15 protein-coding genes are annotated in these 15,839 nt (G+C 74.8%); 6 read left to right on the plus strand and 9 right to left on the minus strand.

The features are described from left to right. The first annotated feature begins 242 nt into the window (after positions 1-242). Positions 243-710, plus strand: coding sequence for a lamin tail domain-containing protein (locus AKI01S_RS13060; protein ID WP_067815752.1), 468 nt, complete (start codon positions 243-245; stop codon positions 708-710). On the opposite strand, the gene AKI01S_RS13065 is transcribed toward AKI01S_RS13060, so the two are convergent. Continuing rightward, positions 707-1,228, minus strand: coding sequence for an NUDIX hydrolase (locus tag AKI01S_RS13065; protein WP_067815755.1), 522 nt, complete (start codon positions 1,226-1,228; stop codon positions 707-709). The genes AKI01S_RS13060 and AKI01S_RS13065 overlap by 4 nt on opposite strands. After that, complete coding sequence (locus AKI01S_RS13070) at positions 1,225-2,301, minus strand: winged helix DNA-binding domain-containing protein (RefSeq protein ID WP_067815796.1); 1,077 nt, start codon at positions 2,299-2,301, stop codon at positions 1,225-1,227. The genes AKI01S_RS13065 and AKI01S_RS13070 overlap by 4 nt, the downstream gene beginning before the upstream one ends. Before the next feature lie 19 nt (positions 2,302-2,320). Here AKI01S_RS13070 and AKI01S_RS13075 point away from each other — a divergent pair, with 19 nt between their 5' ends. From AKI01S_RS13075 to AKI01S_RS13085, 3 genes are all read left to right on the plus strand, one after another. Further along, entirely contained in the window at positions 2,321-3,124 is an 804-nt protein-coding gene (locus AKI01S_RS13075; protein ID WP_218009658.1) for an inositol monophosphatase family protein, read from the plus strand. 80 nt (positions 3,125-3,204) lie between these two features. Next, entirely contained in the window at positions 3,205-3,576 is a 372-nt protein-coding gene (locus tag AKI01S_RS13080; protein ID WP_067815761.1) for a VOC family protein, read from the plus strand. Then, the gene (locus AKI01S_RS13085) at positions 3,573-3,860 is read left to right on the plus strand and encodes a DUF1905 domain-containing protein (RefSeq protein ID WP_218009659.1); all 288 of its coding nucleotides are present in this window, start codon (positions 3,573-3,575) and stop codon (positions 3,858-3,860) included. The genes AKI01S_RS13080 and AKI01S_RS13085 overlap by 4 nt, the downstream gene beginning before the upstream one ends. Here AKI01S_RS13085 and AKI01S_RS13090 read toward each other — a convergent pair. The 4 genes from AKI01S_RS13090 to AKI01S_RS13105 form a co-directional block, all read right to left on the minus strand. Beyond that, the gene (locus AKI01S_RS13090; RefSeq protein WP_067815763.1) at positions 3,853-4,698 is read right to left on the minus strand and encodes an RNA polymerase sigma-70 factor; all 846 of its coding nucleotides are present in this window, start codon (positions 4,696-4,698) and stop codon (positions 3,853-3,855) included. The genes AKI01S_RS13085 and AKI01S_RS13090 overlap by 8 nt on opposite strands. Beyond that, positions 4,695-5,612, minus strand: coding sequence for an NAD-dependent epimerase/dehydratase family protein (locus AKI01S_RS13095; protein ID WP_067815765.1), 918 nt, complete (start codon positions 5,610-5,612; stop codon positions 4,695-4,697). Before AKI01S_RS13095 ends, AKI01S_RS13090 begins: the two co-directional genes overlap by 4 nt. 82 nt (positions 5,613-5,694) lie before the next feature. Beyond that, a complete protein-coding gene (locus AKI01S_RS13100; RefSeq protein ID WP_245681600.1) occupies positions 5,695-6,399 on the minus strand; it encodes a type 1 glutamine amidotransferase in 705 nt (234 codons plus the stop codon). A 52-nt stretch (positions 6,400-6,451) separates the two neighbouring features. After that, positions 6,452-7,969, minus strand: coding sequence for a carboxyl transferase domain-containing protein (locus AKI01S_RS13105; RefSeq protein ID WP_067815768.1), 1,518 nt, complete (start codon positions 7,967-7,969; stop codon positions 6,452-6,454). Positions 7,970-8,100: 131 nt separating this feature from the next. On the opposite strand from AKI01S_RS13105, the gene AKI01S_RS13110 reads away from it, so the two are divergent. After that, the gene (locus tag AKI01S_RS13110; RefSeq protein ID WP_083999467.1) at positions 8,101-9,540 is read left to right on the plus strand and encodes an amidase; all 1,440 of its coding nucleotides are present in this window, start codon (positions 8,101-8,103) and stop codon (positions 9,538-9,540) included. Between the two features lie 14 nt (positions 9,541-9,554). Here the strand turns inward: AKI01S_RS13110 and AKI01S_RS13115 are convergent, their stop codons facing one another. Both AKI01S_RS13115 and AKI01S_RS13120 read right to left on the minus strand, forming a co-directional pair. Next, positions 9,555-11,216 carry an amidohydrolase family protein gene (locus AKI01S_RS13115; RefSeq protein ID WP_067815771.1) on the minus strand — a complete coding sequence of 554 codons (1,662 nt, stop codon included), beginning with the start codon at positions 11,214-11,216 and terminating at the stop codon, positions 9,555-9,557. Positions 11,217-11,331: 115 nt separating this feature from the next. Further along, complete coding sequence (locus AKI01S_RS13120; RefSeq protein WP_067815775.1) at positions 11,332-12,729, minus strand: sensor histidine kinase; 1,398 nt, start codon at positions 12,727-12,729, stop codon at positions 11,332-11,334. A gap of 810 nt (positions 12,730-13,539) precedes the next feature. Here AKI01S_RS13120 and AKI01S_RS13125 point away from each other — a divergent pair. Beyond that, complete coding sequence (locus AKI01S_RS13125; protein WP_169813953.1) at positions 13,540-14,430, plus strand: serine/threonine-protein kinase; 891 nt, start codon at positions 13,540-13,542, stop codon at positions 14,428-14,430. 25 nt (positions 14,431-14,455) lie between these two features. Here AKI01S_RS13125 and AKI01S_RS13130 read toward each other — a convergent pair whose 3' ends face one another. After that, a complete protein-coding gene (locus AKI01S_RS13130) occupies positions 14,456-15,568 on the minus strand; it encodes a PP2C family protein-serine/threonine phosphatase (protein ID WP_083999474.1) in 1,113 nt (370 codons plus the stop codon). Positions 15,569-15,839: the final 271 nt, after the last annotated feature.

Genomic DNA, 15,839 nt, shown 5'->3' on the forward strand with positions numbered 1-15,839 from the left:
GGTCCGGGCACCGGGCCGGGGCCCTCGGACGGCCTCCGGCACAGCTCGACGTTAGGAAGCCTTGAAGATCCCATCAACCCTGCTGTATGTCGCGTGGGTCACAATCGGTTGCTGTGTCCAGTTGTCACCCGGACGCCGGATCACAGCCGTGATCGGCGTCCGGGTCACCGCTGGCCACCATTCCGGCGACTCGCCGGATCCGGGTGGACCGTCCCGGTCCCACCCGTGACAAAGGGGGGCACATGAAGAAGATTCTCGCGACGGGCGCCGCGGTGGTCGGCGTGCTGGGGCTGGCCGCCGTTCCGGCGGAGGCGGGGTCGGCGGCGGCGCCGGGGGTGCAGATCCGCCGCGTCCAGTACGACTCGCCCGGTCCCGACAGGGGCACCAACCACAGCCTCAACGCCGAGTGGGTGGAGATCCACAACTACTCGCGCCACACCCGGCAGCTCCGGGGCTACACGCTGCGCGACCGGACGGGCTATACCTACACGTTCCGGTGGTTCCGTCTGCGGCCGCACCGCTCGGTGTTCGTGCACACCGGGCGCGGGCACGACAACAGGCGGGACGTCTACTGGGACCGGCGCTGGTACGTGTGGAACAACGACTCCGACACCGCCACCCTGCGTAACCGCAGAGGCGGTCTCGTCGACCGGTGCTCGTGGCACAACCGGCACCACCCGCAGCACCAAGGCGGCTGGATCTGGTGCTAGCGCGTCGCGATGAGGGCGCGGTGCGCGGCGAGCCAGGCGTTCGGCGCGCACCTGCGCTCCACCTCCTCCGGCGGGAACCATTCGGCGCGGGTGCACTCGCTGCCGGGGTCGGGGGCGGTCGGCGGGCCCTCGCCGGGGATGTGCGCGGCGAAGACCACCATGTAGGTCAGCGGGGCGTAGCGGTACCCGTCCGGGACCGGGCCCGTCAGGCGGATGCGGAGCCAGGCGAACACCTCCAGGTCGGCGGGGCGCAGCCGCAGCCCGGTCTCCTCGGCCAGCTCGCGCAGCGCGGTGGCCGCGGCCGTCTCGCCGGGGTCGCGGTGGCCGCCGGGCATCTCCCAGCCCCGGTCCGGCCGGTCCACGTACGTCAGCAGGGTGCGCCGCGCCCCGTCCACGGCCAGCACGAACGCCGTGGTGGTCTGCTCGGCCGGGGGCAGGTGGCCGGCGCGGACGACGTCGAGACGGTGCTCGGCGGGGATCCAGGGGACGGTCTCGGAGGCGAGGATCTCGACGGTCACTGGTCTCCCTCGGTGACGACGACCTCGGCGCCGCCGAGGAAGGGCAGGAGGCGCTCGGCCTCGGCGCGGACGGCCGCGGCGTCGCCGCCGGAGAGCGGGTCCAGCGGGGTGACCGCGAGGGTCGTCCCCCGGACCGACCACACGCCCCGCACGAAGCCGTCCACCAGGAACATCGGCACGCCGCCGGACGCGACGCGGGCGAACCGCCCGCGGTGCTCGTCGCGGATGATCCGGGTGCGGTCGCGGTGCCCGAGCAGGGCGTTGTCGAACGCGGGCAGGAACCGCACCGGCGCGGGGGCGTCGCCGTCGAGCAGCGGCGCGTCCGGCAGGTCGAACAGCTCGCGGCCGCGTTCGTCCTCCAGCACCCGCAGGTGGGGGCGGAGCCTGTCGAACACGGGCTTGAGCCTGGTGACCCCCGACCACGCCTGCGCGTCCATGACGGTGGCCGGGCCGAACGCCGCCAGGTAGCGCCGCACCATCCGGTCGGGGTCGGGCTCGGCCATCGGGGCGTCGGGCAGCGTGACGCTGATCCCGGAACGGTTGCCCCAGCCGCCCCAGGCGCCGACGCCCGGCGTGTGGACCAGCGGTTCGACGACCTCGACGGTGTCGGCCAGCCGCGCGGGAAGGCGGCCGGGGAAGCGTTCGGCGAGCCGCAGGCCCAGCTCCTTGCGGGTCAGGGGCCCGGCGGCCAGCAGGGCGCGCCCCGCCGCGCCGACCTCGTCGGGATCCAGGCCCTCGATCTCCCTGGCGAAGTAGGCGGAGGTGAGGGCGGAGCGCACGACGCCGCGCGCGGTCGGCCGCAGCCAGCGGAAGTCGTCGGCGGCTGCCAGGTGCATGGTCCGCCGCACCATGGTGGAGCGGACGATCCGGCGCTCCCGCAGCAGCGCCTCCAGGTCCTCGCGCCGGAACCCCTCGATCCGCGACCACAGCCCCACGTAGGGCCAGTTGGGCTCCTGCCCCTGCATCGCCACCAGATGGGTGATGACCTCGTAGGGGGAGCGACCGGTGCGTTCCAGGAGGAACTGCCGGTGCAGGAGCGTCCGGTTGAGGTCCCGGAGGGAGAGCGGTGGCATGTCCGCCATTATTGGGGATGTGATCGACGATGCCGTGACCCGCGAAGTCCCCGCCCTGCTGACCGACGCCGGAGAGCTGGCGTTGCGGTGGTTCCGCGCCGACCCCTCGACGCTGGGCGAGCTGGACAAGGGCGGGCCCGGCGGCTACGACCCGGTGACCGAGGCGGACAGGGCCGTGGAGCACCTGCTGCGCACCGGGCTGACGCGGCTGTTCCCCGAGGATCGGATCGTCGGGGAGGAGGCGGGCGCCACGGGCCCGGGGACCAGCGGGCGGACCTGGATGATCGACCCGATCGACGGGACGAAGGCGTTCGTCAGCGGGATGCCGCTGTGGGGCACGCTGCTCGGGCTGTTCGAGGGGGACGAGCCGGTCGCGGGATGGCTGCACCAGCCCTACCTGCGCGAGACGTTCGGCGCGGTGAACGGCGAGGGCTGGCTGGACGGCCCGCGCGGCCGCGCGCGGCTGCGCACGCGGCCCACCACGTCGCTGGCCGACGCGGTCATGTACTCGACCCACCCGAGCATGTTCGCGGCGGGCGAGGAGGCGGCGGCGTTCGCCCGGATCTCGGGGAGGGTGCGGCTCCAGCGCTTCGGCGGGGACTGCTACTCCTACGGGATGCTGGCGCTCGGCCAGGTGGACCTGGTGGTGGAGTCGGCCCTCCAGCCCTACGACATCGCGGCGCTGATCCCGATCGTCCGCGCGGCGGGCGGCGTCGTGACCGACCGGCGGGGCGCGACCCCGTCCGGGGGCGGCTTCGTGATCGCCGCGGCGACCCCGGAACTCCACGCGCGGGCACTGGAGACCATCAACGCGTCGGGGTGACGCGCCCGCGCGATGAGTTTCGCGGCCGTGGCCGGTCCCTATCGACGTATCCGTCATCGATCCGTCGGGGGGACCAGAACATGAGCACGCGCGTCAGAACCGAGATCACCGGCATCCGGACCGTGGGGGTGCCCGTCACCGACCAGGACCGGGCGCTGGACTTCTACGTCGGGGTGCTGGGGCTGGAGAAGCGCCTGGACGCGCCCGTGGCGCAGCTCGGCGGGCGGTGGATCGAGGTCGCGCCGCGGGGGGCGGCGACCTCGATCGCGCTGGTGCCCGGCGGGGGCGGGACCGAGACGGGGATCCGGCTCACCGCCGCCGACGCGGCGGCGCTGCACGGGGAGCTGGCCGCGCGCGGGATCGACGTGGACGAGCTGCTGCGCTGGCCGGGCGTCCCGCCCATGTTCGCGCTGCGCGACCCGGACGGCAACGGGCTGGAGATCGTCGAGTGAGCGAGGGGATCATGGAGCTGGACAGGGAGTTCACCGCCACGCTGGTGACCAGCCCGGACGAGGGCGGCTGGACCTATGTGGTCATGCCCGGGTCGGCCGAGTTCTTCGGGACCCGGGGCCTGGTCAAGGTGCGCGGCACGATCGACGGGCGGCCGTTCCGCAGCTCGTTCATGGCGCTCGGCGACGGCACCCACAAGCTTCCCGTCCGGGCCGGTCTCCGCGAGGAGATCGGCAAGGGCACCGGCGACACCGTCGTCGTCCGCCTGCTGGAGCGCCTCAGCTGACCGCCCGCAGCTTGTCGGGGTTGCGGACGATGTACAGGCCGTGGACGCGGCCGTCGCGGACGTCGACCGACAGCGTCTGGACCTCGCCGCCCGCGACCACGACGACCGTCGGCTCGCCGTTGAGGTCGGCCACCCACAGGTCGTCGACCGGGTAGCGGGCGGTCAGGCCCAGGGCGAACGCGATCACCCGGTCGCGGCCCAGGACCGGGCGGCGCGCCGCGGTGACCCTGCCGCCGCCGTCGGACCAGGCGACCACGTCGGCGCTGAGCAGGTCCGTCAGCGCCGCCAGGTCCCCGCCGGCCGCCGCCTCCAGGAACCGTTCCAGCAGCCGCCGGTGCTCCTCGCGGGTCGGGCTCAGGCGGTCCCGGCGCGCCGCCAGGTGCCGGGCGGCGCGCCGGTAGGTCTGGCGGCAGGTCGCGGCGGAGGCGCCGACGACCTCGGCGATCCGGTCGTAGGGCATCTCGAACGCGTCGCGCAGCACCAGCACGGCGCGTTCGGGCGGGGTGAGGCGCTCCATCATGTGCAGCGTCGCGAACGACACGGTGTCGCGCCGCTCGGCCGTGTCGAGCGGGCCGAGCGCGTCGGTCGCGACCGGCTCGGGCAGCCACGGCCCCGGGTACGCCTCGCGGGTGACGCGGGCCGAGCGGAGCTGGTCCAGGGCGAGCCGGGACACGATCGTCGCCAGGAACGACCGGACCTCCCTGACCTCGGACCGGTCGACTCCCATCCACCGCACGTACGCCTCCTGGACGACGTCCTCGGCGTCCCACATGCTGCCGAGCATGCGGTAGGCGAGGCCCAGCAGGAGCGGGCGGTGCTCCTCGAACTCCTCGGTCACCTCTCCCCCAGTTCCGCGGCGAAGCCCTCGCGCCAGGAGGTGTGGCGGGGCCGCCAGTTCAGCCGCATGCGGGCGCGGGCGTTGTCGGCGCCCCGCAGCCGGGTCATGTAGGCGACGCCCCAGCCGCCCGCGACCAGCCGCGCGACCGGCGCCGGAACGGTCCTCGGCCGCGGCGCGCCCAGCAGCCGCGCCAGCTCCGGCAGCCACTCGCGGACCTCGGCGGGCTCGTCGTCGACGATGTTCAGGGCCCCGGTGACCGGCCGGGTCAGCGCCGACACGATCGCGGTCGCGGCGTCGTGGGTGTGCAGGAACGAGAACGTCGCCCCGCCCCCGCCCACGATCGGCATCCGCCGCCCGCGGATCTGCCCGGTCGTCCAGCCGTCGCGGGCGAACGCCGTTCCGGGCCCGTACAGGTGGCCGAAGCGCAGGACCAGGCCGTCCGCGTCGGCGGTCAGCTTCTCCAGGGTGCGCAGGGCCGCGAGGGAGGCGGCCCACTGCCGCGGCGGGTCGCTCCAGAACGGGGTGTCCTCGTTGGCGGGGGTCTCGCCGGGCTCGTAGGCGAACGCCAGGCCCTGGGTGATGATCCGGGTCGCGCCCGCCTCGCGGGCGGCGTCGAGGAGGTTGCGGGTGCCCTCGGTGCGGAGCCGGTCGGTGAGCGCGAAGTCCCGTTCCATCCTGCGCGGGTTCAGCTTGGCGGGGATCGCGGTGAGCAGGTGCACGACGGCGTCCGGGGCGGCCTCGCGGACGGCGGCGGCCAGCGCGGCCCGGTCCAGGGCGTCGGCCGCGACCGTCCGGGCGCCCTCGGCCGGGCGCGGGCGGCGCGACAGGGCGACGACCTCGTGCCCCGTGGCCGTCAGCAGCGGGACGAGCCGCCGTCCGACGACTCCGGTGGCTCCGGCGACGAGAACGCGCATCGGGATCACTCCTTCGGTCGGGTGCTTCGGGGACAGGACGGGCGGCCGTCCCCGGATGTGACCGGCCGGGGAGTGATGCCCGTCACACGGCGACGCGATCCAGGAACACGTCCACGAGCGCGCGGCAGCGGCCGATGGCGGCGGCCTCGTCCCGGCGCAGCGACTCCAGCATGGCGTCGGGGTCCCGGCCCGCCGCGCGCACCAGGTCCGCGCCGCCGTGGACGAGCCAGTTCTCCAGTTCCGGCACGTTGATCTCGGGATGGAACTGCACGCCCATCGACCGGCCCACGGTGAACGCCTGCGAGCACACCCCGTTGCGGGCGATCTCCACCGCGCCGGGCGGCAGGATCCAGCGGTCGTAGTGGAACTGGAACCACGGTCCGGGGCCGATCAGCGCGGGATCGTCGGTCTCGACGGTGACCCAGCCCAGCTCGGGGCGCGGGGAGCGTTCGACGCCGCCGCCCAGCGCGGTCGCTAGGGCCTGGCCGCCGAAGCAGATGCCCAGGATCGGGACGTCCGCCTCGTGCGCCTTGCGCAGCATCGCCAGCTCGGGCGTGACCCAGGTGCCGATGGTCGCCAGGTCGTCCACCGCCCACGGCGACCCCAGCGGGATGATCAGGTCCCAGTCGCGCGGGTCGGGGAAGTCGAACGCGACGTCCGGCGTCGCGTGGCGCTCGCCGGGCACCACGAGCTGCTGGGCGACGGCGTAGCCGCGCTCGGTCAGATGGGCGACCAGCGGGTCGGCCGGGGACAGGTGGTCATGCATGATCAGCAGAGCGCGGCGCACGGGGGGTTCTCCTCTGTCATCCGTGTCATACGAACCCAAACGATGATAGGCGTCAGCGTCCGAGCCTTCGGTAGCGCTCCCGGCGGGCGGCCCGGCGGGCGGCGGGGTCGGTCGCGGTCAGGGCGCGCAGGGCGTGCTCGGCGGCGGCGGCCATCCGGAGGCAGAACGCCTCGGGCTCGTCGGCGGCGTCGGGGCGCTCGTCCACCAGCGCGTCCACGATGCCGTCGCGCAGCAGGTCGGCGGCCCGCACGCCCTGTGCCTCGGCCATCCGCGGCGCGTGGTCGGGGGTGCGGTGCATGATGATCGACGCGCCCTCCGGGGGCAGCGGCGACAGCCAGGCGTGCCGGGCGGCCAGCACCCGGTCGGCCGGGAGCAGCGCCAGCGCCGCGCCGCCGGTCCCCTCCCCCAGCAGCAGGCACAGCGTCGGCGCGGACAGCGTGATCATGTCGGCGAGGCAGCGGGCGATCTCCCCGGCGAGCCCGCCCTCCTCGGCCCGCGCCGACAGCAGGGCGCCCGGCGTGTCCACGACCGTGACCAGCGGCAACCGCAGCTCGGCGGCCAGCCGCATCCCGCGCCGCGCCGTCCGCAGCCCGGCCGGGCCGAGAGGGCTGCCGTTGCGCTGCCCGCGCCGGTCCTGCCCGACCACCACGCACGGCGCCGTCCCGAACCGCGCCAGCGCCAGCAGCAGCCCCGGCTCGGCCTCCCCCTCCCCGGTCCCCGACAGCGGCGTCACGTGCGTCGCGCCGTGTCGCAGCAGGTGCCGCACGCCGGGCCGGCCGGGCCGCCGGGACCGCTCGATCGACTCCCACGCCGACCCCGCGGCGGGCTCGGCAGGCTCGGTGGGCTCAGTGGGCTCGGCGGGCTCCGACGGCCGCGGTTCGGCCGCGGGCGGTCCGGGGCGCAGGACCTCCAGCGCGTCCGCCGCGACCCGTGCCAGGTCCCCGACCGCCACGACCGCGTCCACCAGGCCCCTGGCCGCCAGGTTCTCCGCGACCTGCACCCCCTCGGGGAACGGCTCCCCGTACAGCCCCTCGTACACGCGCGGCCCGAGGAACCCGATCAACGCGCCCGGCTCCGCCGCCGTCAGGTGCCCCAGCGACCCCCACGACGCGAACACCCCGCCCGTCGTCGGGTGCCGCAGGTACACCAGGTACGGCAGCCCGGCCGCGCGGTGCTCGGCGACCGCCGCGGTGATCCGCGCCATCTGCGCGAACGCCGCCGTGCCCTCCTGCATCCGCGTCCCGCCCGACGACGGCGCCGCCAGCAGCGGCAGGCCCTCGGTGGTGGCGCGTTCGACGGCGGCGACGATCCGCTCGGCGGTGGCCAGCCCGATCGACCCGGCCAGGAACCGGAACTCCGAGGCGATGCAGGCGACCCGCCGTCCCCGCAGCAGCCCCTCCCCGGTGATGACGGCCTCGTCGCATCCGCTGCGCTCCCGCGCGGCGGCGAGTTCGGCGGCGTAGGCGGATCCGGGCTCGGCGACCCGGCGCGGCGCGGCGTCCCAGGACCTCCAGGTCCCCTCGTCCAGCACGCGTTCCACCAGCTCACGCGCCCCGGCCCGCTCCGTCATCCGCCGTTCCTCCCGTCGGTCGTCCCCGCCATCCTGGCAGCCCGTCCGGCAGGGCGGTCCCCCGGCCGCGCCGGTGCCGTTCGTGGCAGGGTGGTGGTTCCACGCTCGGGTAGACATCGGGAGGTCGGCGGTTGGCATCCTCGGAGATCACCTTCATGTCGGCGCGGGAGCTGGTGCGGCTGCTGCGCACCGGGCAGGTGTCCGCGCGCGAGGTGCTGGCCGCCCACCTGGAGCAGGTCGAACGCACCAACCCGCGGGTCAACGCCATCGTCACGCTCGTCGCCGAGCGGGCCGCCGAGCAGGCCCGCGCCGCCGACGAGCGGCTGGCCTCCGGCGCGGACGTCGGGCCGCTGCACGGGCTCCCGGTCGCGCACAAGGACACCCACGAGACCGCCGGGATCCGCACCACCCACGGCTCCCCGATCTTCGCCGGGCACGTCCCCGACCGGGACGACCTGGTCGTGGAGCGGATGCGCGCGGCCGGGGTCGTCACGATCGGGAAGACGAACGTCCCCGAGTTCGCGTGCGGGTCGCACACCTTCAACCCGCTGTTCGGCGTCACCCGCAACCCCTACGACCTGTCGCGGTCGGCGGGCGGCAGCAGCGGGGGCGCGGCGGCGGCGCTGGCGTGCGGGATGCATCCGCTGGCCGACGGCAGCGACATGGGCGGGTCGCTGCGCAATCCCGCGTCGTTCTGCAACGTCGTCGGCCTGCGCCCCTCCCCCGGCCGGGTGCCGAGCTGGCCGGCCGAGGCGGCGTGGGCGACGATGGGCGTGCAGGGGCCGATGGGGCGCGAGGTGGCGGACGTGGCGCTGCTGCTGTCGGTGCTGGCGGGGCCCGATCCGCGCAGCCCGATCGCGCTGGAGACCCCGGGCGGGGTGTTCGCGCGGCCGCTGGACCGGGACCCGGCCGGGCTGCGGGTGGCGTGGTCGGCCGACCTGGGCGGGAGGGTGCCGGTGGACCGCGAGGTCGCGGCGGTCGTCGAGGGCGCGGCGAAGGTGTTCGCCGACCTCGGCTGCGAGGTGGAGGAGGCGTGCCCGGACCTGTCGGGCGCGGACGAGGTGTTCCGGACGCTACGGGCCTGGCAGTTCGACCTGGCGCTGGGGCCGCTGCTGGACGCGCACCGCGACCTGATGAAACCGTCGCTGGTCGCCAACGTCGAGGCGGGCCGCGCGCTGTCTGGCCGCGACGTCGCCGCCGCCGAACGCCTGCACGCCGCGCTGTTCCACCGGGTGCGGGAGTTCTTCCAGCGCCATGACGTGCTGGTGCTGCCGGTGAGCCAGGTGGTGCCGTTCGACGCCGGCCGGGAGTACCCCGACACGGTCGGCGGGCGGCCGATGCGCGACTACCTGGAGTGGATGGCCTCCTGCTACCTGGTGTCGGCCACGGGCTGCCCGGCGCTGTCGGTGCCCGGCGGGTTCACGGCGGGCGGGCTGCCGGTCGGGGTGCAGATCGTGGGGCCGCACCGCGCCGACTTCGAGGTGCTCCGGGTCGGGCACCTGTTCGAGCGGGCGACGGGACACGGTCGCCGCCGCCCGCCGTCGTTCGAGCAGGCCGAGCAGGCCGGGTAGCCGGGGGCCGGGGATCAGCCCCGTTCCGCGCGTTCCCACATCCGCAGGTAGGCCTCCGCGCCCCGGGCCAGGTCGTCGGTGATCTCGCTGCCGGCGATGTTCCGCATGTCGGCGATCCAGTCGGGGACCAGCCCGTAGTGGGCGACGCCCTCGGTGTTGACGTCCCAGGTGCGCTGCCCGGTGGTCTGCCTGGTCAGCGTCACGCCCGGATCGACCGGGGAACGGTAGGGGTACCTCAGCGGGTTCTTCCCGGCGTCCGCGCGCGGCGGGGGCAGCGGGCCCATGCCGTTGGCGTCCAGGCCGTACCCGAAGCCGAACAGGTACCTGCCGTCGCGGTCCTTCTTCGCCCTGCGCCACTGCGCCACGAACGCGTCGGAGGCGAACCCGTAGGAGGTGAGCATCCCGCCCAGGCCGTAGACGCGCCTGGTGTAGTGCTCGTCGGACCAGCTGTGGGAGGAGATGACGCCGGAGTAGTGCCGCTCCTCCAGGATGTCGAGGGCCTGGTCGGCGGCCTTGGCGCTCATGTGGTCCAGCTCGACCAGCATCCCCCGCGCGGCCAGCCCCCTGACCATGTGCTCGCCGAGCGGGGTCAGGCCGTTGACGTTGCAGTGCGGGGCCGACGGGTAGACCGGCACGGTGACGCCGAGCGGGCGCAGCGCCCGCAGCGGGCCCGCCAGCAGGTCGCCGATCCCGCCCGCCGGGGCGATCTCGTTGTCGTGCGGGCCGGTGGCCGCGCAGTGGTCGGCCTGCCAGAACCGGCCGGAGCCGACGAGGTTGCCGAGGTTCATCACGACGCCGGTCGTGCCGGAGTCGAAGCGCACGCCGCACAGCGCGTTGTCGAACTTGTGGCACACGAACATCGACCGCACGCCGAGGCGGCGCATCTCGTCCAGCCCCTCGTCGATGTCCCTCGCGGTGCACCGCGGCGCGCCGAGGACCTGGCGGCAGCCGAACGGCTCGGACGTCTCGACGCCCAGCACGACCGCCATCCGCCCCGACTCGATGACCCGGCGGGCCTCCGCCGGGCTCGTCACGATCCGGAACCAGCCCCGGCCCGGTCCGCCGCTCTCGCGGTCGATGTGGTCCTGCAACTCGCGGGTCCGCCGGGCCTGGAGGCGGATGACGTCCATCTCGTCGCAGGTGTTCCGCTTCAGCGGGTAGATCTCGCACAGGGTGCGGTTGGCGACCAGCTGGTTGACCAGGATGCGCTGGCCCGCGCGCCAGGACCGTTCCACCCACTTGTGGTAGGCCTGCTGGTGGGTGAGCGAGTCGTGGGCGGGCCAGTCCCGGAACGTCGGGTAGCCCCTCGGGTCGTGCCGCCCGAACGGGCTGCCCTTACGGGTGAAGTTCTCGAACCAGGCGAGGCTGCCGTCGGGATGGTGGTCGGGGCAGTCCTTCAGCGCCTCCCGGACGCCGTGCGGGTCGAACGGCCTGCCGCACATCAGCATGCCGCCGAACGCCTCGTAGGAGGTCAGGTGGCTGTGGGCGTCGACGTAGCCGCGCACCTGCCCGTCGGGGGTGGTGCCGGTCATCGGCGTCCCGGTCGCTCCGGTGGCGGGTTCGGGGTCGCGGAACGGGGTGGAGGCCGCCGCGGGGGCGGGGCACAGCAGCGCGGCGGCGAGGACGCCGGCGCCGACCGCCGTCCTCGCTCTCGGGAGCCTGCGGGGGACGGGCATGGCACACCTCTGTGGGTCGTGGTGGCACCGCGTCGCGGAGCGCTCCGGTCACGGAGAGCACCGCCACGACCACCAGGAGACCATGACCCGCCGCGTAAGTGAATGCTTTTCACGTTCAATGGTCGAGGCGTTTCTTGTCCGTTCCGGACAACGGGATCCGCAGCTCCAGCAGCGCGCCCCGCCATCCGGGGTCCGGCTCGCCCACCTCCAGGGTCCCGCCGTGCGCGACGGCGATGTCGCGGGAGATCGGCAGGCCGAGGCCCGTCCCGCCGCCGTCGCGCCGGCGCCCCTCGGGCAGCCGGTAGAAGCGCCGGAACACCGCCTCCCGGTGGTCGGGGTCGATGCCGGTGCCGTCGTCGGCGACCCGCACCACCGCCTGCCCGCCCTCGGCCGACACCGTGAGCCGGGCCCGGGTCGCGGCGTGCCGGACGGCGTTGTCGAGCAGGTTCGTCAGGACGCGTTCGAGCTGGCCGGGACTGCCCATGACCACCGCGCCGCCGGCGGCCTCCAGCTCGATCGGGACCCGGTCGCCGCGGCGGCGGGCGAGCTCGGCGCGGGCCAGCTCCGCCAGGTCCACCGGCTCGCGGTGCTGCGGCATGCCGGCCTCCAGCCGCGCCACGATCAGCAGGTCGCCGACGATGCGCTGGAGCCGGTCGGCCTCGTTCAGCGCGGCCCGCGCCACCTCCGGCCAGTCCTCGTCCTCGGGGCATTCGAGGGCGACCTCCAGCTGGGTGCGCAGGCCGGTCAGGGGGCTGCGCAGCTCGTGCGAGACGTCGCCGACGAAGGCGCGCTGGCGGTCCAGCACGTGTTCCAGGCGGCTGAGGGTGAGGTTGACCGACTCGGCGAGCCCGGCGACCTCGTCGGCGCTGTCGGGAACGGTCACCCGGCCCCCGGACCGTCCGCCGGTGATCGAGGCGAGTTCGGCGCGCATCACCCCGACCGGCCGCAGCGCCCGGCACACCGCCTGCCGCACCAGCAGCGCGGCCACCCCCGATCCCAGCACCGTCACCAGCGCCAGGCCCAGCACGAACGCCGTGCCGAGGCGGCTGAGGTCGGTGAGCACCGTCCCGGCGTACAGGACGCGTTCGCCGTCGGGGGTGCTCACCCGCCGGGCGACCAGGTAGATCTGCTCGTCCGTGGCCGGCAGCGTGATGCGGGTCCGCAGCACGCCGCCGCCGGCGGGCGGGTCGATGCCGGTGATCGGGCCCCGGCCGCGCAGTTCGGGGGTGGCGGCGACCACCCGGCCGTCGGCCCCCATCACCTGGCGGAGCTGGAAGCCGTCCGCGCCGTAGGACAGCATGCCGGTGGCGCCGTTCTGGGTCTGCTGGGTCAGCTCGGCGATGGCGCGGTCGCCGCGGTCGCGCAGGCCCTGGTAGAGCAGTTCGCGGACCGTCAGGTAGAACGCCAGGCATCCGCTGACCATCAGGACCGCGACCACGGCGGTCGCCATGGCGGTGACGCGGGCACGCAGCGACCAGCGCGACGGGGGCCAGCGCAGCCCACGGCCCGACATGCCCGTCGCCTCCCCCGTCGTCCCGGCTCCACGCGGCACGGCGCCGCGTCCTAGTCGCCCGGGGGGAAACGATCTCGGTGGCCCTGGTTGTAACCCGGCCGCCACCGCGCGAAACCTCGCGGCCCGGCGGCGCCGTGGCGGGGGAGGCCGCCGGAAGGGGCGCCGGTGGAGGAGTCGCCGGTGACCGGGACGGGCCGTGCCAACGCCGTCCCGGTCACCGCGCGTCCCCCGCCGTAAGAGCGCCCCGAACGGCGGGGGGGCGGCCCGTCCGGTCCACTCCCCCAGCAACGGAGTCGGGCCGGTCGGGCTCGGACGCTGAGCGGCGACCGTGGCCGCGCCCCACGGCCAGGCCGTGGTACGGGTCCCCGCTCATGCCTCAAGCAAAGCCCATAATTCCTACTAAGTCAATAGGTTATATCGGGAAGCGGACGGCCGATGCCCGCACGCACGGCGCCTCCCACCCCTGGGGTGCCGTCCGCGCGGGCATCGCCTTCGGTGCCGCCGGCCGCCCACCGGGCCCCGCGCCGAGGAGGGATCACCGGTCCGGGGGTGGCCGTCGAACTGCCTCATACTCTGCCGTCGCCCCGTGCACCAGGCGTTACCAGGATGTTACTTCCGAGTGAAACCAGCGCGGACACGGCGTCTCAGGGGCCCCGGCCGACGATCCGTGGAGATTCGACCTCATACTTTGCCGACTTTCGGGCACAAGGGGGCTGATCGACAAAAGCTCCGGAAGGGGAAGGAGGCGCGAGGCACGACATGGACGGGCACAAGAGCGAGGCTCAGCCGGGCGGGAGCATGGCGTGCGAGGTGAGCCCTCTGGAAGACGCCGATCCGCGTACGATCGGCGGCTACCCGCTGCTGGGGCGCATCGGCACGGGCGGCATGGGCACGGTCTTCCTCGCACGCGAACCGGACACCAGCGAACGCGTCGCGGTCAAGACCATCCATCCGCGGCTGGCGGGCGACGCCAAGTTCCGGGAACGGCTGCGCGAGGAAGCGGTGATGGCGAGCCGCGTGGCCTCGTTCTGCACCGCGCGGGTGCTGGACTACGGAGAGGACGCCTCGGGGCTCCCCTACATCGTCAGCGAGTACGTCGGGGGCATGTCCCTCCAGCGGCGCCTGCTCCAGTCGGGGCCGCTCCCGGCGGCCGACCTGCACGGCGTCGCGGTCGGCGTGGCGGCGGGGCTGTCGGCGGTGCACGCGGCGGGCCTGATCCACGGCGACGTCAAGCCGGCGAACGTGATCCTCACCCTCTCCGGGCCCCGCGTCATCGACTTCGGCGTCTCCCGCAAGTGCGACTCCCCGACCCCGGCGCCGTCGGGCACCGTGGTCGGCACGCCCGGCTGGGTCCCTCCGGAGGTCATCAAGGGCGGACCGCCCACCCCCGCCGCCGACGTGTTCGGATGGGGCTGCCTGGTGGCCTACGCGGGAACGGGCCGACTGCCGTTCGGCGACGGCGAGCCCACGGAGGTGGCGCTGCGCACGGCCAACGAGGAGCCCGACCTGTCGGACGTCCCGCCCGACCTGCTCCCGACGGTCCGCGCGGCCCTCGCCAAGAACCCCGTCGAGCGTCCGACCGCGCCCGACCTGCTGCTGTCCCTGGTGGGCTACCCGGCCTCCCCGGAACCGACCCCGGCCGTCCCCGCTTCGGCCGAGCAGCCTCCGGAGGAGACCAAGGAGTTCAGCGCGGTCGCCTAGGGGCGCCCGGGGCGCCGCGGCCCGGTCAGGTCCGCCAGATCAGCACGAGGGCGCAGTCGTCGTCGCGCGCCGCCGCCATCGTCTCGACCAGCTCGCGGGCGCCCTTGCGGAACCCCTGCGGGACCAAGCGCTCGGCCTCGCCGAGCAGACGGTCGATGCCCGCGTCCAGATCGCGGCCCGGGGACTCCACCAGCCCGTCGGTGTAGAGCAGCAGCGCGTCGCCGGAGCGCAGCTGGCCGCGCACCGCGTCGGCGTCCATGTCGGGGACGACCCCCAGCACCACGCCCTTGGCGGGGCTCACCTGCCAGGTGCCGCTGCCCGCGTCGAACTGGACGGCCGGGGGGTGGCCCGCCGACTCCACCGTGTACTCGCCGCTGGTCAGGTCGATGACGACGTGCACGGCCGTCACGAAACCCTCGTCCCAGTGCTGGCGGTGCAGGAAGTCGTTGCACGCCGGGAGGAACCGGTCGGGCCGCACCGAGCCCAGCAGTCCGCCGAACGCGCCGGAGAGCATCAGCGCGCGGGTGCCCGCGTCGGTGCCCTTGCCCGAGACGTCCACCAGCGCCAGTTCCAGGGTGTCGCCGCGCCGCACCGACACCACGAAGTCCCCGCCGAACGACGACCCGCCCGCCTGGAGCATCACCACCTGCGCGTCCCAGCCGTCGGGGAGCCTCGGCATCTCGCCCTGGCGGAGCAGCCGGTCGCGCAGCTCCAGGAGCATCGAGTCGCCGCGCAGCCCCTGGACGCCGAGCTTCTGGCGGGTGCGGGCCAGCGACAGCGCCAGCACCGCCGTGATGCCCAGCGGCCCGATCGTGCCGGGGCCGACCACCGCGTGGTGGAACCAGGCGGTGTAGGCGACCATCACCGCGACCACGCCGAGCAGGGCGACCAGGCCGCGCACCTTCAGCAGCAGCCCGCCGCCGAGCACCGTCAGCACCAGCGCGCCCGACGGGGCCCACTCCCACTCGGCCGCGCCGATGCCGATGACGACCGTGAGGATCGCCAGCACCGCGAACACGTGACGGTCGCGGGTCAGCCTGCCCCGCCGCAGCCACTGGTACAGCGCCACCAGCACGGGGACGCGGCGCAGGAACGCGCGCACCCGTGGCGGCAGGAGATGGACCAGACGTTGCAGCATCTCCGGCACTGTACCGAGCATCGCGCCCGCCCGGCGGTCATCCGCGCCAGTGATCATCCCTGGTCGCGGGATCGGGAGCGGAACCGGGCGGGCGCCCGGTCTTGCGCGGGGACCGGTCCGGTGGTGTGCAATGGGGATCCGGACCGGAGCGAGGAGGCGGAGCGTGGGTCAGCCGAGCATGCGGATCACGGTGGACGCGGCGATGCGGGCGCGGGAGGTGTCGCGGCCGCTGCCGGAGGGCGAGCGCGAGCCCGCGCCGCCGGGCGCCGCC

Origin of the sequence: Actinomadura kijaniata NBRC 14229, from assembly GCF_001552175.1 — a bacterium.
Classification (GTDB): Bacteria; Actinomycetota; Actinomycetes; order Streptosporangiales; family Streptosporangiaceae; genus Spirillospora; species Spirillospora kijaniata.